This window comes from Mariniflexile sp. HNIBRBA6329 (assembly GCF_043558645.1).
Lineage (GTDB): Bacteria > Bacteroidota > Bacteroidia > Flavobacteriales > Flavobacteriaceae > Mariniflexile.
The window spans coordinates 17,014-35,395 of the sequence record NZ_JBIFXS010000003.1; the positions used below are offsets into that span (position 1 = coordinate 17,014).

General features: G+C 34.0%; 18 protein-coding genes. 7 read left to right on the plus strand and 11 right to left on the minus strand.

Going from position 1 to position 18,382, the window contains the following annotated elements:
- Position 1 precedes the first annotated feature (1 nt).
- The 6 genes from ACGK9U_RS04735 to ung form a co-directional block, all read right to left on the minus strand.
- Positions 2–1,036 (minus strand): o-succinylbenzoate synthase, encoded by a 1,035-nt coding sequence (locus ACGK9U_RS04735; protein ID WP_394465219.1) that lies wholly within the window; start codon positions 1,034–1,036, stop codon positions 2–4.
- Between the two features lie 25 nt (positions 1,037–1,061).
- The gene (locus ACGK9U_RS04740) at positions 1,062–1,424 is read right to left on the minus strand and encodes a four helix bundle protein (protein ID WP_394465220.1); all 363 of its coding nucleotides are present in this window, start codon (positions 1,422–1,424) and stop codon (positions 1,062–1,064) included.
- Between the two features lie 55 nt (positions 1,425–1,479).
- Positions 1,480–2,157 (minus strand): metal-dependent hydrolase, encoded by a 678-nt coding sequence (locus tag ACGK9U_RS04745; RefSeq protein ID WP_394465221.1) that lies wholly within the window; start codon positions 2,155–2,157, stop codon positions 1,480–1,482.
- A 44-nt stretch (positions 2,158–2,201) separates the two neighbouring features.
- Positions 2,202–3,104: a 1,4-dihydroxy-2-naphthoate octaprenyltransferase gene (menA, locus tag ACGK9U_RS04750; RefSeq protein WP_394465222.1), complete on the minus strand. Its 903-nt coding sequence runs from the start codon at positions 3,102–3,104 to the stop codon at positions 2,202–2,204.
- Position 3,105: 1 nt separating this feature from the next.
- Entirely contained in the window at positions 3,106–3,945 is an 840-nt protein-coding gene (locus ACGK9U_RS04755; protein WP_394465223.1) for a 1,4-dihydroxy-2-naphthoyl-CoA synthase, read from the minus strand.
- Positions 3,946–4,375: 430 nt separating this feature from the next.
- The gene (gene ung, locus ACGK9U_RS04760; protein WP_394465224.1) at positions 4,376–5,041 is read right to left on the minus strand and encodes a uracil-DNA glycosylase; all 666 of its coding nucleotides are present in this window, start codon (positions 5,039–5,041) and stop codon (positions 4,376–4,378) included.
- Positions 5,042–5,104: 63 nt separating this feature from the next.
- On the opposite strand from ung, the gene ACGK9U_RS04765 reads away from it, so the two are divergent.
- The gene (locus ACGK9U_RS04765; RefSeq protein ID WP_394465225.1) at positions 5,105–6,598 is read left to right on the plus strand and encodes a YfcC family protein; all 1,494 of its coding nucleotides are present in this window, start codon (positions 5,105–5,107) and stop codon (positions 6,596–6,598) included.
- Here the strand turns inward: ACGK9U_RS04765 and ACGK9U_RS04770 are convergent.
- Positions 6,593–7,486, minus strand: coding sequence for a hypothetical protein (locus tag ACGK9U_RS04770; RefSeq protein WP_394465226.1), 894 nt, complete (start codon positions 7,484–7,486; stop codon positions 6,593–6,595). The two genes, ACGK9U_RS04765 and ACGK9U_RS04770, sit on opposite strands and share 6 nt — an antisense overlap.
- A gap of 17 nt (positions 7,487–7,503) precedes the next feature.
- Complete coding sequence (gene holA, locus ACGK9U_RS04775) at positions 7,504–8,508, minus strand: DNA polymerase III subunit delta (protein ID WP_394465227.1); 1,005 nt, start codon at positions 8,506–8,508, stop codon at positions 7,504–7,506.
- Positions 8,509–8,631: 123 nt separating this feature from the next.
- On the opposite strand from holA, the gene ACGK9U_RS04780 reads away from it, so the two are divergent.
- The 3 genes from ACGK9U_RS04780 to ACGK9U_RS04790 all read left to right on the plus strand — a co-directional run bounded on the left by ACGK9U_RS04780 (position 8,632) and on the right by ACGK9U_RS04790 (position 11,043).
- Positions 8,632–9,075: a type I restriction enzyme HsdR N-terminal domain-containing protein gene (locus ACGK9U_RS04780; protein ID WP_394465228.1), complete on the plus strand. Its 444-nt coding sequence runs from the start codon at positions 8,632–8,634 to the stop codon at positions 9,073–9,075.
- 23 nt (positions 9,076–9,098) lie between these two features.
- Positions 9,099–10,112, plus strand: coding sequence for a glycosyltransferase family 2 protein (locus ACGK9U_RS04785; RefSeq protein ID WP_394465229.1), 1,014 nt, complete (start codon positions 9,099–9,101; stop codon positions 10,110–10,112).
- 94 nt (positions 10,113–10,206) lie between these two features.
- The gene (locus ACGK9U_RS04790; protein ID WP_394465230.1) at positions 10,207–11,043 is read left to right on the plus strand and encodes a flagellar motor protein MotB; all 837 of its coding nucleotides are present in this window, start codon (positions 10,207–10,209) and stop codon (positions 11,041–11,043) included.
- Positions 11,044–11,354: 311 nt separating this feature from the next.
- On the opposite strand, the gene ACGK9U_RS04795 is transcribed toward ACGK9U_RS04790, so the two are convergent.
- Complete coding sequence (locus ACGK9U_RS04795) at positions 11,355–11,975, minus strand: L-threonylcarbamoyladenylate synthase (protein WP_394465231.1); 621 nt, start codon at positions 11,973–11,975, stop codon at positions 11,355–11,357.
- A 45-nt stretch (positions 11,976–12,020) separates the two neighbouring features.
- Here ACGK9U_RS04795 and ACGK9U_RS04800 point away from each other — a divergent pair, with 45 nt between their 5' ends.
- Positions 12,021–12,881, plus strand: coding sequence for an alpha/beta hydrolase fold domain-containing protein (locus ACGK9U_RS04800; RefSeq protein WP_394465232.1), 861 nt, complete (start codon positions 12,021–12,023; stop codon positions 12,879–12,881).
- On the opposite strand, the gene ACGK9U_RS04805 is transcribed toward ACGK9U_RS04800, so the two are convergent.
- A complete protein-coding gene (locus ACGK9U_RS04805; protein ID WP_394465233.1) occupies positions 12,882–15,215 on the minus strand; it encodes an ATP-dependent helicase in 2,334 nt (777 codons plus the stop codon).
- A 138-nt stretch (positions 15,216–15,353) separates the two neighbouring features.
- On the opposite strand from ACGK9U_RS04805, the gene ACGK9U_RS04810 reads away from it, so the two are divergent.
- The gene (locus ACGK9U_RS04810) at positions 15,354–16,910 is read left to right on the plus strand and encodes an FMN-binding glutamate synthase family protein (RefSeq protein WP_394465234.1); all 1,557 of its coding nucleotides are present in this window, start codon (positions 15,354–15,356) and stop codon (positions 16,908–16,910) included.
- A 35-nt stretch (positions 16,911–16,945) separates the two neighbouring features.
- The gene (locus ACGK9U_RS04815) at positions 16,946–17,467 is read left to right on the plus strand and encodes a hypothetical protein (RefSeq protein ID WP_394465235.1); all 522 of its coding nucleotides are present in this window, start codon (positions 16,946–16,948) and stop codon (positions 17,465–17,467) included.
- Between the two features lies 1 nt (position 17,468).
- Here the strand turns inward: ACGK9U_RS04815 and ACGK9U_RS04820 are convergent, their stop codons facing one another.
- A complete protein-coding gene (locus ACGK9U_RS04820) occupies positions 17,469–18,380 on the minus strand; it encodes a patatin family protein (protein ID WP_394465236.1) in 912 nt (303 codons plus the stop codon).
- Positions 18,381–18,382 lie beyond the last annotated feature (2 nt).

Genomic DNA, 18,382 nt, shown 5'->3' on the forward strand with positions numbered 1-18,382 from the left:
TCTATAAATTAAATTTCCAATCTGTTTTATTATTATACTGCAAAGTACCGTTTTTTACTTCTAATGGGCAATCAAAATTATTTGTAAATAAACCGCCAGTACCCAAACCTTGTGGCAACTTGCTTTGTTTGGTATAGGTGTATTGAGCAATGGCATTTAACCCAATGTTACTTTCCAAGGCACTGGTAATCCACCAGCCTACTTGGTTTTGTTCTGCTATTTCAATCCATTCATTGCTTCCTTTGAAACCACCCACTAAACTCGGTTTTAAAATTATGTATTGTGGTTTTATGGTTTGTAGCAACTTTTTCTTTTCTGTTACAGAAAACACACCAATTAATTCTTCATCTAAAGCTATTGGAAGCGGTGTTTCTTTACAAAGTTTAGCCATGTCATCTACTTGACCTTGTTTTATGGGTTGCTCTATGGAATGGATGTCTAAATTTGATAAAATTTTTAATTTCTCTAAAGCCTCGGAAGGTAAAAAAGCGCCATTAGCATCAACACGTAGTTCGATATCTTTTGAAGTAAATTCTTTTCTAATGGATTTTAAAAGATTTATTTCGGTTTGAAAATCGATGGCTCCAATTTTCATTTTGATGCAATTGAAACCAGCTTCAATTTTATCTTGAATTTGTTGTTTCATGAACGTTTCAGAACCCATCCAAATCAATCCGTTTATGGCAATAGAATCTTCACTTTGCGTGAATTTTGAAGGAAATATTTCAAATGGACTATGGCTTTCTAAAGATTTAAAAGCCATTTCCAAACCAAATTGAATGCTCGGGAATTCCAATAATTCATTCAGTAAAAAATCTAAATCTAATTGAATATTATTGCAAACCCATTGTAGTTTATCTTCATAATCGGGTCTATCGTCAATAGACAAACCCCTAAACAACCCGCATTCGCCAATACCTTGTTTTTCTCCAGAATTTAAAATAAGAAAATAGGTTTCTTTGGTTTTTAGAACACCTCTAGAAGTACCGCTGGCTTGTTTAAAATTTAAAATGTATTTTTTGTAAAAAGCTTTCATTAAATTACGAATTGTCAATTACGAATTACGGATTAGAATTTTTGCTTTTCATCGTTTTTTGAATACTTCCTATAATTCTAAGTATTTCTTCAACATCTATGAGTACTTTAATCGCTTTTTCCTCGTCTAAATAGCCCGAATCTTGTAATAATCGAAGCCAATATTTAGTTTCTCTTGCTTCTTTATATGAAATTGTAAGTTTAGCATAAAAATCTTTTTCCGATTGACCTCCTATGGCTTCTTCTATATTAGCGCCAATGGATGTACCACTTCGAAGTAATTGTTTAGATAGAACAAACTCTTTTTTATCTTCACATAAGTACTTATAAACTTCAACAATTTGTAAAGCAAAAACATATGTTTTGACTTGAATAATATTTTCTTTCATTTACAATGTTACTTCGTAACTCCTAATTGATAATTCGTAATTGAAAATTGATAATTTATAATTCAATACTTTCGCCAATTTCCAACAACATTAAATCCTTCCCTTTATCAAAGAATTTACGTTTGGCTTCTTCGTGGTCTATTTCAATGTAACCAAACGTATCAAAATGATAGCCTAAAACTTTATCGCACTGTACAAAATCACTCGCTATAATAGCATCATCAATGCCCATGGTAAAATTATCACCAATTGGTAAAATGGCTAAATCTAACTTGGTTTTCATTGGGATAAGCTTCATATCGAAGGTTAAAGCGGTATCTCCTGCTATGTAAATGTTTTTGTGTTCGCCTTCAATTACAAAACCACCTGGTTGTCCGCCATATGTTCCATCGGGAAAGGACGAAGTATGAATGGCGTTCACGTACTTAACTGTTCCAAATTCAAAATCCCAACTACCACCATGGTTCATAGGGTGACCTTCAATACCCAATGCTTCAAAGTGTGATACAATTTCAAAATTAGATACCACAATGGCATTGGTGCGTTTTGCTATGGCTTCCACATCTACAATATGGTCTTGATGCGCGTGGGTAAGTAAAATATAATCGGCTTCAAGCGTATCGATATTTATATGCGCTGCCTTTGGGTTTGCCGAAATAAACGGGTCTACAAGAATATTAACGTCATTAACCTGTATCCCTAAACTAGCGTGACCGTAAAATGTAATTTTCATTCGTTTTTAAATTAATTTTATCAAGTAAGTAAAATACAAAAATTTCACAACAAATGCCCTATCCCCATTAACACCGATAAAAGCACTGTTGTTAAGGCTACTTTTTTTAATTCCGGATCCAATAATTTTGAATCGTTGCATTTTAAAACTTTTTTAATATGAATGATTAAAGGAATATAAGCTATAAAATAGATTAAATTAAGGATGGATGTGAAATATAATATACCAAATAACCCTGATAAAATAATTGCTAAAACAATGATTGCTACATGATATTTTTTAGCGTTATCTATACCTATTTTAACAGCTAAAGTTAATTTATTCGATTTTTTATCCGATTCAATATCTCGCATATTATTAAGGTTTAAAACCGCTGCACTTAATAGACCGATTGTAATTGCAGGTAAAAACACAACGTGATCTATCTTTTTTGCATATAACACATAACAACCTATGACACTTACCAAACCAAAAAAAACAAAAACATAAACATCTCCAAAACCTTTATAACCATACGCATTGTTGCCAACAGTGTACCTAATAGCAGCAGCAATCGATGCAATGCCAAGTAAAAAGAAAAGAAGTGTTAAAAAGAAATATTTTACACCAAACGACGCGAAAATTAAGAAAAACGCTAAGCCAATTGAGATTAAAACACTTAATTTTATAGCGTTAAACATCTCATCTGGAGAAATTTTTCCCGTTTGAATGGCACGATCCGGACCTATTCGGTCATTATTATCGGTACCTTTAATACCATCGCCATAATCGTTAGCTAGGTTGGATAAAATTTGAAAACTTAAGGTTGTTAAAATAGCCAACGTAAAAATTAACCAATCGAAACAGCCATTGTATTCTGCAAAGCAAGACGCCAAAATAATACCTGAAATTGATAAAGGAAGCGTTCGTAAACGCATGGTTGAAATCCAAATAGAAACTTTCTTCATACTATGGAATCCATTTTTTTACAAAATTAGGCTTACGTTTTTCTAAAAAAGCATTTCTACCTTCAACAGCTTCTTCTGTCATATAAGCTAAACGGGTTGCTTCACCTGCAAATACTTGTTGCCCAACCATACCATCATCTGTTAAATTCATAGCGAATTTCAACATTTTTATAGAAGTTGGCGATTTTGCAAGTATTTCCTGTGCCCATTCAAAGGCAGTAGATTCCAATTCGACATGAGGAATAACGGCATTTACCATGCCCATTTCAAATGCTTCTTGGGCAGAATAATTTCTTCCTAAGAAAAATATCTCGCGTGCTTTTTTCTGTCCGACCATTTTAGCTAAATAAGCCGATCCATAACCACCATCAAAACTGGTAACATCGGCATCCGTTTGTTTAAAAATAGCGTGTTCTTTACTGGCCAGTGTTAAATCGCAGACCACGTGTAAGCTATGTCCGCCACCAACTGCCCAACCTGGAACTACGGCTATTACAGCTTTCGGCATAAAACGAATTAGACGTTGAACTTCTAGTATATTTAAACGGTGGTAACCATCTTCACCTACGTAACCTTGTTTTCCTCGGGCTTTTTGATCGCCACCCGAACAAAAACTCCAAACACCATCTTTAATTGATGGTCCTTCAGCCGATAATAATACCACGCCTATATTGACGTCTTCATTAGCATTATAAAATGCATCATATAATTCACTCGTTGTTTTTGGTCTAAAAGCATTACGCACATTTGGCCTGTTAAAGGCAATACGAGCTACTCCATTACATTTTTTATAGGTAATGTCTTCATACTCCTTAACAGTTTCCCAATTAATTTGCTCCATTTTTTATTATTTTGCTCAAAAATAATTTTTATTTAATTAAAACACTTACTTCAAATTAAAAAATGTAATTTGCTGCTATATTAATATCGGTGATTTAGAATAAATCAAAGAAAGTCATAAAAATTAGTTAAATATTTAAAACCTCAAGGCGCTTTTTGAGATTTCAAAATAAGTACATACACTAATTTGATTGTAGTCTTTTATTTATTATTTTTGTATCTAAAATTGATTTTTATCTCTAATACATGCGTTTTAACCTGTTTTTTATGTATCTTGTAGATGAATTAATCCCCAAAGCCTATGTTACTTAAAATTACTATTTTAATTTTTGTACTTGTAGTTTTCAATTTCTTATTACTAAAATTTAGCAGTAATAAAACTATAAAACAGACTAAAAAAAACAAAGCACCTGTTGTAATTAAACCTGAAACTACCATTGTACAGGAGCCACAAACGCTTGCTCCAACAGGGAGTTAGTTTTACTGAAGTGTTTATTACCAAACCAATGCCCTCTATTAGCACTTAATGGAGATGGGTGTCCTGATGTTAATACTTGGTGTTTTTTATTATCAATTAGTTTTTGCTTTTTCTTAGCATAGCCTCCCCAAAGTAAAAAAACCACATTTTCTTTATTGTCACTAATCGTTTTTATTACTGAGTCGGTAAATAGCTCCCACCCTTTGTTTTGATGACTTCCCGCTTGGTGTGCCCTAACTGTAAGTGTGGCATTCAATAAAAGGACGCCTTGATCTGCCCAACGCATTAAATTTCCGCTTATGGGATATGGTATCCCCAAGTCTGTTTCTATTTCTTTAAAAATATTGATTAATGAAGGTGGATGCTTGATGCCTTCATTTACGGAAAAACATAAGCCATTGGCTTGACCAAAATCGTGATAAGGGTCTTGCCCTATTATAACAACTTTTACATCATCAAAATGGCAATGGTTAAACGCATTAAAAATTTGATTTCCTGGTGGAAAACAGCTATGATTTCTATATTCAGCTTTAACAAAACCTACTAAATCCTTAAAATAAGGCTTTTCAAATTCTGTTTCTAAATAAGGTTTCCAATTTTCGTGTATATCAACATTCATAGGAATATATCTAAAATCGGACTAAAATAATACTATCTTTAGTCTTATTAAAACAATTTACGATTGAAAAAAATAAAATTCCCAACCGCTCAAACCATACTTATTATTATTGCTGGCTTAGTAGCTATTTTAACTTGGATGATTCCTTCTGGAAAATTTGATTCTTTGGCATATAATAAAGCTGAAAATACATTTACTAAAACAAGTTTAAGCAAAACCGAAGCCTTAGCAGCCACCCAAGAAACTTTAGATGCGCTAAACATCAATATCCCTATAGAAAAATTTACGAATGGGGATATCTGGAAACCCATAGGAATACCGAATACCTACCAAAAAGTTGAAGCAAAACCACAGGGTTTTGTGGCTTTTATACAATCGCCCATAAAAGGTATTATTGAAGCGGCCGACATTATTTTTCTGGTATTATTTATTGGTGGCTTAATTGGAATAATGAACCATACAGGTGCTTTTGATGCAGGTATATCTTGGTTAGCACATACCTTAAAAGGAAAAGAATTTTTGTTAATCATATTGGTAACCTTACTTATAGCCATTGGCGGAACTACTTTTGGACTGGCAGAAGAAACCATTGCCTTCTACCCTATTTTAATCCCTATTTTTTTAGCTGCAAAATATGATGCCATGGTAGCATTAGCCTGTATTTATTTAGGCTCGTCTATTGGTACTATGTGTTCAACAACCAATCCGTTTAGTGCCATTATAGCTTCAGATGCTGCTGGTATTAATTGGACTACTGGCTTAACTGGGCGTTTTATCATGCTTATTTTAGGAACACTTATTTGCATCCTTTACACACTAAGGTATGCAAAACGCGTAAAGAATGATCCTTCAAAATCTGTTATTTACAGTCAAAAAGAAGCTATTGAAGCCATTTTTGGAAACACAACAAACTCAACTATTAAATTATCTATTCGCTTAAAACTCATCCTTTTTATATTCGCCATGTGTTTTATTGTAATGATTTACGGTGTATCGCAACTAGAATGGTGGTTTTTGGAAATGACCGTTGTATTCTTTGTTGGTGGAATCATTATTGGATTTTTAGCCAAAATTGACGAGTATACTTTTGTTGATACTTTTGTGAAAGGCGCCAGTGATTTACTTGGTGTTGCCCTTATTATAGGCATTGCACGAGGTATTACCGTATTAATGGAAGATGGTCAAATAAGTGATACCTTATTATATTATGCAAGTAACGCAACCAATGGTATGCATAAAGGTGTTTTCATTAATGCCATGCTTTACATTTATGGGGGGTTGTCGTTTTTTATACCATCATCTTCTGGTATGGCGGTTTTAACCATGCCCATCATGTCTCCTTTGGCCGATGGTGTTGGCATTGGAAGGGAACTGATTGTGAACACCTATCAATATGGTATGGGATTGTTTGCATTTATAAACCCAACGGGGCTTATTTTAGCATCGTTAGCTATTGTGAAAGTGGGCTATGATAAATGGTTGAAATTCGTGATGCCGTTGGTTATTATATTAACCGTTTTTACTATGCTGGCACTAACAATTTCGGTTTACTTATAAGCTTGAATTAATTTTATAAGCCACCACTTTATTTCCAAAAAAAGTAGGTATCAATAGGATGTTTTTATTTGGAATTATGCCTATATCGGCAGCATTAAGTTTTTCTTCTTGAGTATCCAATATTTTGGTGGCTGCATCCCCAGGGAAATTTTTGTCCACAAAAAACACTTCTCCTATCCATGTAGAAATTAAATATCCCTGTTTTATAGGCACAATACCATCTCCTTTTAAGATACCGGTAGCTACAAGTGTTTGCGCCTTTGTTTTCTTATCAATAGCTATAAAATCGCCCTTACTAAAGGAGACAATAAGTATACGGTCTTTTTCAGCCAATATACCATTAGGATTTAATCCTTCTAAATCTAACCATAAAGACACTTCATCATTAACTAGTTTGTAAATTTTACTATCTTTAGAATCTGTAGTGTACACATCGCCATTAGTATCTATATCTACATCATTTAAAAAAACAGCATTTTCAACTGCAATGGTTTTCTCTACAGAGCCCGATTTCATATCAATTTTAATCATGGCATCAATATCTGCGACGTAAAGCTTATCATTATAATAATTAGCCCCTTTTGGTGCATGCATATTTGTAACCCAATTTTGGGTAAGTGTTTTTCCTTCCGAGTTAATAACGGACATGGTTCCATCTCCATCTTTTGCATCGGTAGGTACATTACCCATATTTGATACATAAATTACATCCCTCTTTAAATCATATCTTACCGCTTCACAAGTTTTCAACAAAGTATCGGTTTCCCATAGTTTGGTTAAAACTATTTCTGCTTTTATGGGTTTTTGTGCTGCTGTTTCCTTTTTATATTGTTTACAAGAAACTAAAACCGTAATACTTAATAGGAATAAAAATGGAGAAGCCTTCATAAGATATAATTTAATGACTAAGATAATATTTTTACCAACAACTCTTTTAATAAATCGCCTTGTGGAACAGCATTGGAACCTACACCTTTACTTTTTACATCAAATTCCCGAAGGGTTGAAACCACTTCACTTACTTTTCGCATCGGATAATTTCTTGCAGCTGTTACATAATCGTTAACAAAATAAGGATTCACTTTTAATGCCGAAGCTACATTTCGTGGTGATTTATCATTCAACCCATGAAAATGTAACAATTGTGAAAAAAAACTGAACAGTAAAGAAACCGTTACCACCATGGGGTTGTCCTTGGGGTTTTCGGCAAAATAATTTACAATTCTATAGGCTTTAAGCGCATTCCGTTCGCCAATGGCATGGCGTAATTCAAAATTATTAAAGTCTTTACTAATACCTATATTTTCCTCAATATGCTCTGGTGTTATTTGAGTTCCTTTAGGTAGGATAATTTGAAGCTTATCCAGTTCGTTACTTATTTTACTTAAATCGGTCCCTAAAAACTCCACCAACATTTGTACTGCTTTTGGGGCAATGGTATAGTTTTTAGTGGATAAAACCCGACGAATCCAATCGGCTACTTGGTTTTCATATAACTTTTTACTTTCGTAAACCACAGCACTTTTTTGCAGCGTTTTATAAAGCGATTTACGCTTATCAATGGTTTTATATTTATAGTTTAAAACCAGTATAGTGGATGGCTGGGGCTGTTTAGCATAATCTACCAACTTTTCTATGGTACGTGATAATTCTTGGGCTTCTTTAACTATAATCACCTGGTATTCTGCCATCATCGGGTAGCGTTTGGCATTACTTACTACATCTTCAACTGTTACATCACGCCCATAAAGCACCATTTGGTTAAAACCACGTTCTTCTTCACTTAAAACAGTATCCTCAATAAAATCGGATATTTTGTCTATATAATAAGGTTCTTCACCCATTAAAAAATAAATGGGCTTCAACTTTCCGTTTTTTATATCGGTAACTAATTGTTTTACTTCGTCCAAATTCTACAAATTTTCAAAAAGACAAGCACCAAATTCCAATCATAAAAATAATTGGTATTTGGCATTTGAATATTGTGAGTTTTAATTTTTGAATCTTAACTTTGAAAAATTAATTACAACGCATTGCAGCAACTCAATTTTCCTAAGTTTTCGTTTCGATTCAAAAATAGCGAAAATAAAATTTCTATTTTTGATGACATCCGTAAAAAATTTGTGATTTTACAACCCGAAGAATGGGTACGCCAACATTGTGTTCAGTATTTAATGATTGAAAAAAAATATCCGAAATCATTGATTAATATTGAAAAGGAACTAACAATCAACAATTTAAAAAAACGGTACGACGTTGTAGTTTTTAATCCCGACGGCAGTATACACTTAATAGTAGAATGCAAAGCGCCCAACATAAGCATAAATCAAGATACTTTTGACCAAATTGCACGCTACAATTTATCTTTACAAGCCACTTTTTTAATGGTTACCAACGGCATAAACCATTATTATTGCCAAATGGATTTTGAAAACGAGCGTTATACTTTTTTAAAAGACATCCCAAATTACAATTAACAATGGACAATTAAAAATTAACAATGGGAAATGACACTGAACAAAAATTAAAAATTGCAATCGTCATTCTTAACTGGAATGGCAAAAAGTTATTGGAGCAGTTTTTACCATCGGTTATAGAGCACTCAAAAGAAGCTACGGTTTACGTAGCCGATAATGCTTCAACCGATGATTCTGTAAATTTTATAAAAACAGCCTTTCCATTAATAAAAATAATTCAAAACACAGAAAATGGTGGTTATGCCAAAGGCTACAACGACGCTTTAAAACAGGTTGAATCCGATGTTTTCTGCCTTCTTAATAGCGATGTTGAAGTTACCAAAAATTGGTTAACTCCTATTATTAACACCTTTAAAAACGAATTTAACACCGCCATCATTCAACCAAAATTATTGGATTTTAATAAGCGAGATTATTTTGAATACGCTGGAGCCGCAGGTGGTTTTATAGATAAGTATGGTTACCCATATTGTAGAGGACGCATTTTTAACACCATTGAAAAAGATAACGGACAGTACAACGATACTTCAGAGATTTTTTGGGCATCGGGTGCTTGTTTATTTATTAGAAAATATGTGTTTAACGAACTGAACGGTTTAGACGAAGCTTTTTTTGCCCATATGGAAGAAATAGATTTATGCTGGCGCGCAAAAAACAAAGGTTACGCTGTTAAATATGTTGGGCAATCTACCATTTACCATGTAGGAGGCGCTACACTAAGCAATACAAACCCTAAAAAAACTTTCCTTAATTTCAGGAATAGTTTGTTTACAGTAACAAAAAATGCCCAAGGAAACATTTTTTTAATTATTCTCATGCGTTTAATTTTGGATGGTCTTGCAGGCATTAAATTTCTGCTAGAAATGAAGCCAAAACATATCTTAGCCATTTTGAAAGCACATATTAGTTTTTACAGCCATTTAAAGCAACTTTTGGCACAGCGAAAAGCCAATAAAAAGAAAATGTCATATAGTAAAATTAACAGTATTGTTTTATGTTATTTTCTGTTTAAAAAGCAGTATTTTAAAAGTTTATAAGTTTTTAGTAAAAGTTTTGTTAAAATTTAACAAGCAATATTTTTTTATATACTTTTGCTGTAATAAACAAGAAATATTAATCCCTTAAATAATTATGAAGAAAATTTTTTTATTAAGTGTATCTGCAATGCTTGTATTAAGCTCATGTGTTTCTAAAAAGCAATTTACAGATCTTGAAACTAAATACAAAGAATCTCAAGATTTACTAAATTCAGCTACAGTTAAATTAAACACATGTTTAGAAGATAGAGCTTCTGCTACGGCAAGAGCAAAAGTATTAGAAGAGCAAGTTGCCGATTTAAGAAAAAACAACGACAACTTACAAGTGTTATCAGCAAAAGGTGCTAGCAGCATAGAAAAAACATTAGAAAGCATTAGAGAAAAAGAGATGAAAATCACTCGTCTTCAAGATGCATTAACTAAAAAAGACAGTATTACACTTGCTGTAGTAACTAGCTTAAAACGTGAAGTAGGCATCAACGATCCAGATATCGAAATCAACGTTGAAAAAGGTGTTGTATTTATTTCTATTGCCGATAAATTATTATTCCAAAGCGGCAGCTACAACGTAACTTCAAAAGCTAAAGAAGTATTAGCTAAAGTTGCAAAAGTAGTAAACAGCAAACCAGATTTCGAATGTATGGTTGAAGGTCACACAGATAACGTTCCTTACAATGGTGGTGTGTTAATTGATAACTGGGATTTAAGTGTGAAACGTTCTACATCTATCATTAGAGTATTACAAACACTTGGTGTAAACCCTGCACAATTAATTGCAGCTGGACGTGCTGATTATGTGCCATTAGTAGAAAACAACACTGCTGAAAACAGAGCAAAAAACAGACGTACTAGAATTGTTGTACTTCCTAAAATCGATCAATTCTATGATATGGTTGAAAAAGAAATGAAAAACCTTTCTGCTCAAAAATAATTAGAGTTTAAAAGAAATAAGAAAGCTCAACTGTAAAGTTGGGCTTTTTTTATGTTCAAAATTTAAAAGTTTATAATGGCGTCCCCCTATCGGGTCAGGCTTTCAGCTATATCTTTTTTTCGTATCTCAAAAAAGGATGCCGCCTCAATCCTTAACGCAACCTACCTATGAAGTTAAGTAATAAAAGCGAATTTTTAGTCATGTCTAACCAAAGTGAGACATCTCACAAAAAAATATTGAGGTTAAATCTAAAAATTATGCGACCTCTCACATCCGTTCGAGGTGACAGAGAATATCAATAAAATATAAGTCTAAAAAATCTCTAGCCCCCCTTTGCCTTCTCTTACTACAAAAGGCTCGTCTTCTGATAAATCTATAACCGTAGAAGCATGGTTATCTCCATAGCCTCCATCAATAACCAAATCTACCAAATTATCCCATTTTTCTAAAATAAGTTCGGGATCTGTGGTATATTCAATAACCTCATCTTCATCGCGTATGGAAGTAGAAATAATAGGGTTTCCAAGTTTCTTTACAATTTCTAAAGCAATATTATTTGCTGGAATACGAATACCAACCGTTTTTTTCTTTTTAAACGGATTTGGTAAAGTGCTGGAACCCGGAAGTATAAAAGTATAAGGCCCAGGAAGTGCCCGTTTCAATATTTTAAATGTAGACGTATCAATTTGTTTTACATAATCGCTTAAATGACTCAAATCATGACAAATAAACGAGAAATTAGCTTTTTCCAACTTCACACCCTTTATTTGAGCCACGCGTTCTAAAGCTCTTAAGTTATTAATATCACAGCCCAAACCATAAACCGTATCGGTAGGATATATAATTAAACCTCCTCGTTTTAAAACAGCTACTACCTTATCAATTTCTTTAGAATTAGGATTTTCTTCGTAAATTCTAACAAACTCAGCCATAATAATTATCTTGTAATACCGTTAAAAGTAAATATAATTTTTGTTATGAAGTGCCTTAATGTTATTTTCTTATGCTTTGCTGTTTCTCTTTTCTTTTTAAACTGTGAAAACGAACCAACAAACAACTCAAATAACGATTTAAACCCTTTAAAAACATATAAAGAATTAAACATTTCCTATGGAAATGACATCAATCAAACCTTCGATCTATACTTACCAGCAAATAGAAATCTAAATACAAAAACACTTATTTTAGTTCATGGTGGCGGATGGTCTTCGGGTGATAAAGTAGATATGAACCCTATTAAAGATTTAATTCGTCAAGATTTACCAAACCTAACGGTAGTAAATATTAACTATAGATTAGCCAATTCTAACAATAGCCCATATCCCATGCAAATTGATGATATTACTACCATTATAAACTATCTAAAAACCAATAAAAGCAAGTATACCATTTCAGACAACTTTGGTTTTATAGGCACCAGTGCTGGTGGCCATTTGGCATTGCTTTGGACTTATGCTTTTAACACCAACAGCAATATTAAAATGGTTTGCAGCATTGTAGGGCCAACTAATTTAACCGACCCTGCATATTTGAACAATACCAATGAGGAATTACAAGCCATGTTGGATTTATATGGTGTAAATCCCGAAATCTCCTTTTTAGAAGAAGTAAGTCCGTTACACCAAGTAACAGCAACTGCACCGCCAACCATTTTATTTTATGGTGCAAAGGATCCTTTAATACCAACTACCCAAGGCACCGATTTACGCGATAAATTGTCAAGTTTAAACGTGACGCATCAATTTACTTTATACCCCAACGGAGGACATGGGTGGATTGGGTTAGATATGCTAGATACATGGTTTAAACTAAAAGCATTTACACAAATGCATCTTTAATTACCCAATAACTTCCAACTTGGCAAAACGCAATAATAATTTTTTAACACCACCGTGCTGAAACTTAATTTCAGCTTTGGTATCGGCTCCAGCTCCTTCAATTTTCAAAACTTCACCTGCTCCAAAACGCATGTGCTTCACAAGGTTTCCAACTGCTAATTTACTGTCAAATAAGTTGGTGTTACTATCAGTAGCTGCAACGGGTTTTAAGTTTTTTGGTGTGGTTACTTGGTTTCTAACAGGTTCTTGCTTTGTTGAACTACCTTTTTTTAACACGGCTTGTTTTGCAGGTTTGAACCTTATTTTGTTTGGTTCAACATCTCCAAAAATATCAGCATCAAGCATGGGGTTGAAACGACGCTCTTCAATGGGTGTGGTAATTTCCAAATATTGTTCATCTATTTCTTCAATAAAACGGCTTGGTTCAGAATCTACCAATTTACCCCAACGGTAACGCGACAGCGCATAGGTTAAATACGCTTGTTTTTCTGCACGTGTTAAGGCTACATAAAATAAGCGGCGTTCTTCTTCCAGTTCACTACGTGTGCCCATACTCATGGCACTTGGGAATAAATCTTCTTCTAGGCCTACTATAAACACATACGGAAACTCCAAACCTTTGGCCAAATGTATTGTCATTAATGCTACGTGGTCGGTATCGCCTTTATCAGCATCTAAATCAGTAGCTAAAGCAACATCTTCTAAAAACTCAGCTAAATTTCCTGTGGTATCGGCCAATTCTTTTTGTCCTTCCACAAAATCCTTCATACCGTTTAAAAGCTCTTCTATGTTTTCCATTCTGGTAACACCTTCGGGCGTACCATCTTTTTTAAACTCGCTTATTAAACCACTGGTTCGGGTAACGTGTTCGGCTAATTCAAAAACATCTGCCGTTTGATTCATTACCTGATAACTTTCAATCATGGTAACAAAATCCAGAAGTTTTCCTTTAGTGCCAGAATTTACTTTGATATCGGTCTTATCGATGTTTTTCATTACCTCGAAAATAGACCGTTTATAACCGTTTGCCGCTACCACTAGTTTATCTATGGTTGTTCCACCAATACCTCTAGGTGGAAAATTAATCACACGCTTTAATGCTTCCTCATCTGCAGGATTTATAATCAATCGTAAATACGATAAAACGTCTTTAATTTCTTTTCGTTGGTAGAATGAAAGGCCTCCATAAATTCGGTATGGAATATCACGTTTTCTTAAGGCATCTTCAATAGCACGCGACTGGGCATTGGTTCTATATAAAACGGCAAAATCGCTATTGGGTACATGGTGTTGCATTTTGTTTTCCCAAATGGTGCTTGCTACAAAACGTCCTTCATCACCATCGGTTAATGAACGGTTTACCACTATTTTTTCACCTTCATCATTCGCTGTCCAAACAACTTTTTCTAACTTCGTTTGATTTTTTTCTATGATAGAATTAGCTGCATTTACAATGTTTTTGGTTGAACGGTAATTTTGTTCCAATCTAAACTCCTTTACATCATCATAATCTTTCTGAAAATTCAAAATATTACTAATGTTCGCACCACGGAAGGCATATATACTTTGCGCATCATCACCCACCACGCAAATATTTTGAAATTTATCAGCTAAAGCCCTTACAATTAAATATTGCGAATGGTTGGTATCCTGATACTCATCAACCAAAATGTATTTAAAACGGTTTTGGTATTTCATCAATACCTCCGGAAAACGCGTTAGCAACTCATTGGTTTTTAATAATAAGTCATCAAAATCCATAGCACCTGCTTTAAAACAACGCTCTACATATTCTTTGTAGATATCTCCCAAACGCGGACGTCTTGCCATGGTATCGGCTTCAATAAGTTCTGGATTTTGGAAATAAGCACGAACCGTAATCAAGCTGTTTTTATACGATGAAATTCTGGAACGAACTTGCTTATATTTATAAATATCTTTATCAAGATTCATTTCTTTGATGATAGACGAAATTAATCTATCAGAATCTTGTGTGTCGTAAATGGTGAAATTACTTGGGTACCCTAACTTATCGGCTTCAATACGTAAAATTTTAGCAAAAACCGAGTGAAACGTTCCCATCCATAAATTCTTCGCTTCGCTTGTACCCACAATAGTGGCAATACGTTCTTTCATTTCACGTGCCGCCTTATTGGTAAAGGTTAGTGATAAAATATTAAATGGGTCGATACCCTCGCTCATTAAATAGGCAATTCTATAGGTAAGTACGCGTGTTTTACCCGATCCTGCGCCAGCAATTATAATCATGGGCCCATCTTTTTGTATGGTAGGCTCTAATTGCGCTTCGTTTAATTGACTTAAATATTTTTCCAAAATTGCATAAAAGTTTTACGTTGTGAAATTAACTATTGTTTAGCTTTTAATTAAACCGATTTATTAATAATTATAAACAATTGGCATATAGTTTTTAGGTTCTTAATTTTTAGATATATTTATATCAAATTTAATTTTATGGATTCTTTTCTTGATTTTTTTAGCCAAATAAGCTGGTGGGGCTGGATACTAATAGTTTTGGTTTTAGTCGCTATTAGAGATATTTTTCTTCAAAAAAAGCACACCATTAGTCACAACTTCCCTATTGTTGGACACTTGCGCTACATACTTGAAAAATTCGGCCCTGAATTAAGACAATATTTTGTGGCAAATAACAGAGAAGAACTTCCATTTAACCGAATAGAACGTGGCTGGATTTACGCTTCAGCTAAAAAAGAAAACAATTACGAAGGTTTTGGTACCGATAGGGATATTTATGCGCATCATCATATTTTTATTAATAATGCGATGATGCCTTATCAAATTAGTGAAAACCACCCGAATGCTATTGATAAAACATTTTTACCATGTGCTAAAGTCATGGGCGCATTTCATAAACGAAGAAAACCTTATAGACCAGCTTCCATTATAAATGTATCGGCTATGAGTTTTGGTTCACTTTCCGCGAAAGCGATAGAATCTTTAAATAAGGGAGTGAAAATTGCCGGTGCATACCATAACACAGGAGAAGGAGGTTTATCGCCTTATCATTCCCATGGTGGCGATGTTATTTTTCATTTTGGAACGGGTTATTTTGGAGTTCGTGCTGCTGATGGTGGTTTTTCTATGGAAAAATTAGTAACATTGGTTGAAACGAATCCATTTATAAAAGCTATTGAAATAAAATTATCACAAGGTGCTAAACCAGGAAAAGGAGGCGTATTGCCGGGTGCGAAAATAACCCACGAACTTGCTAACATTAGAGGGGTTGAAGTAGGTAAAGACGTGATTTCCCCTCCAAACCACACTGCTTTTTCCAATGTGCCTGAAATGGTAGATTTTATTGAAAAAATTGCGGAAGCAACCGGACTTCCCGTTGGAATTAAAGCTGCCATTGGAAAATTAGATCAATGGGGAGAACTGGCTGATATAATGGCTGAAACCGGCAAAGGTCCCGATTTTATAACCGTTGATGGTGGTGAAGGTGGCACAGGTGCAGCACCGCCTAGTTTTGCAGACCATGTTTCGTTACCTTGGGTATACGGTTTTAGCGATTTGTATAGATTGTTTCAAAATAAAGGTTTAAGTGAACGTATTGTATTTATAGGTAGTGGCAAACTAGGATTTCCAGGTAAAGCGGCTATGGCATTTGCCATGGGAGTAGATTGTATTAATGTGGCTCGTGAAGCCATGATGAGTATTGGCTGTATTCAAGCGCAAATATGTCATACAAACCGTTGCCCTAGTGGTGTAGCTACACAAAGTAAGTGGTTACAAAATGGGATTGATCCTACTTTAAAATCGGAACGATTGGCACAATATTTTAAAACGTTTAGAAAAGAATTGATTGAAATTACGCATGCCACTGGGTACGAACATCCTTGTCAGTTTAAAATGAGTGATGTTGAAATTAATGTAGATGACCACAACCTTTCAAAAGAACTAAATAAAACCTATATGTATGAAAAAACACCGGTACCATTTACTTCGATGCAAGATTTAAAAGATTGTTTATATTTGGGTGGTAAAAACTAATTAAAAAAACGCCTACTTAACCAAACAATATTATTATGGATGCCAACAGATTAATTGACCTATTTTTATTCGCCATACCTTCATTGCTTACAGGCCTAATTGCCTATTACTTTTTTAAAGAACACACCAAAAATGAAGATGGCAGAAGACGCTTCTTGTTAAAAAAAGATTTACAAGTAAACGCCCTACCTATGCGCTTACAGGCCTATGAACGCATGGTATTATTTTTAGAACGCATTTCGCCTTCTAATTTACTAATAAGGGTTTCCCCAATTTCTTCTAATAAAGAAGCTTACGAAGCTTTAATTATACAAAGTATCGAACAAGAGTTTGAACATAACTTAACCCAACAGATATATATAAGTGAGAAATGTTGGAGCATTATTAATGCCGCAAAAAATGCTACCATTCAACTTATACGAAAAGCTAGTTTGCTTGAAAAAACAGATACAGCCAATAAACTAAGGGAAGTTATTTTAACCGAAATGATGGAACGACGCTCGCCTAGTGATGCTGCTTTGTCTTTTATAAAAGAAGAAGTTTCTGAAATTTGGTAAATTAATCCATTCGCAATTCATTCGACATGGCTTGTTTATCTTTGTCTTTGGCATAATCAAATCCCTGTTGCCACCAATCAACCATTAGTTTTTTATTGAATATCAATGAGTTTTCAGTCAGTTTTGAAGGTGTATAATATAGGTTAAGTTTCACATCTTTATTTTTAGCCGCTAATTTTCCAATAAGGATATCACTTCGTTCAACTTGGTCCAACAAATGTCCAAACAAATTAAGCATCAATGAAAAGGGGTTTTTACCCAGCACTTTCATATACTCCATATTTTCAGATTCCAAAACAACCGCATCAATTTCGGTGGCACCACGCTGTATAGCTTCACGTATAGGCACCACACAACCAAAAGCACCATCGGCATACTCAAAACCATCCACTTTTGCTAAAGACATAAATGGGATGTAGTTGCATGAAATCCAAATCCATTCGCAAAATTCATCATAAGAAAAATCTTTTATAGACTTATATTCTACCTTATTTTGCGATAAGTTTGAAACCGTAACAACCACATCTTCTTTAGTGGTTCTAATTAAATGATATTCTTCTTCTGTAAAATGCTTCTTCAAATATCTTTTTAATGCTTTGCTTTCACCAAAAGTCCGCTTCATTTTTATAAATTGCCAAAGCGAGTTTAAAAAGTTTATGGACACATATTCTCTATCTCCTTTTTTTCGGGTTCTAAAAGGGTTTACGCTAAATATATTACTTTGTTTTACATCGGTAAACACATCGTAAATTTTGTCAATTTTGCCAGCTGCAATGTGTGGTACTAACAAACTTCCGGTTGATGTACCTACAAACAAATCATACTGATACCCTTTTTCTTTAATTAAATATTCTGCAACGCCTCCCGCATAAGCTCCTTTACTTCCGCCACCTGATATTACTAATGCCCTCATAA

Excerpts from the sequence above, each read along its gene's own strand:
- ACGK9U_RS04740 (WP_394465220.1), bottom strand. The coding sequence starts at position 1,424 with ATGAAAGAAAATATTATTCAAGTCAAAACATATGTTTTTGCTTTACAA.
- ACGK9U_RS04810 (WP_394465234.1), top strand. The coding sequence starts at position 15,354 with ATGGATTCTTTTCTTGATTTTTTTAGCCAAATAAGCTGGTGGGGCTGG.
- menA (WP_394465222.1), bottom strand. The coding sequence starts at position 3,104 with ATGAAGAAAGTTTCTATTTGGATTTCAACCATGCGTTTACGAACGCTT.
- ACGK9U_RS04815 (WP_394465235.1), top strand. The coding sequence starts at position 16,946 with ATGGATGCCAACAGATTAATTGACCTATTTTTATTCGCCATACCTTCA.
- ACGK9U_RS04735 (WP_394465219.1), bottom strand. The coding sequence starts at position 1,036 with ATGAAAGCTTTTTACAAAAAATACATTTTAAATTTTAAACAAGCCAGC.
- ACGK9U_RS04785 (WP_394465229.1), top strand. The coding sequence starts at position 9,099 with ATGGGAAATGACACTGAACAAAAATTAAAAATTGCAATCGTCATTCTT.
- ACGK9U_RS04820 (WP_394465236.1), bottom strand. The coding sequence starts at position 18,380 with ATGAGGGCATTAGTAATATCAGGTGGCGGAAGTAAAGGAGCTTATGCG.
- ACGK9U_RS04800 (WP_394465232.1), top strand. The coding sequence starts at position 12,021 with ATGAAGTGCCTTAATGTTATTTTCTTATGCTTTGCTGTTTCTCTTTTC.
- ACGK9U_RS04790 (WP_394465230.1), top strand. The coding sequence starts at position 10,207 with ATGAAGAAAATTTTTTTATTAAGTGTATCTGCAATGCTTGTATTAAGC.
- ACGK9U_RS04795 (WP_394465231.1), bottom strand. The coding sequence starts at position 11,975 with ATGGCTGAGTTTGTTAGAATTTACGAAGAAAATCCTAATTCTAAAGAA.
- ung (WP_394465224.1), bottom strand. The coding sequence starts at position 5,041 with ATGAATGTTGATATACACGAAAATTGGAAACCTTATTTAGAAACAGAA.
- ACGK9U_RS04755 (WP_394465223.1), bottom strand. The coding sequence starts at position 3,945 with ATGGAGCAAATTAATTGGGAAACTGTTAAGGAGTATGAAGACATTACC.
- ACGK9U_RS04770 (WP_394465226.1), bottom strand. The coding sequence starts at position 7,486 with ATGAAGGCTTCTCCATTTTTATTCCTATTAAGTATTACGGTTTTAGTT.
- ACGK9U_RS04745 (WP_394465221.1), bottom strand. The coding sequence starts at position 2,157 with ATGAAAATTACATTTTACGGTCACGCTAGTTTAGGGATACAGGTTAAT.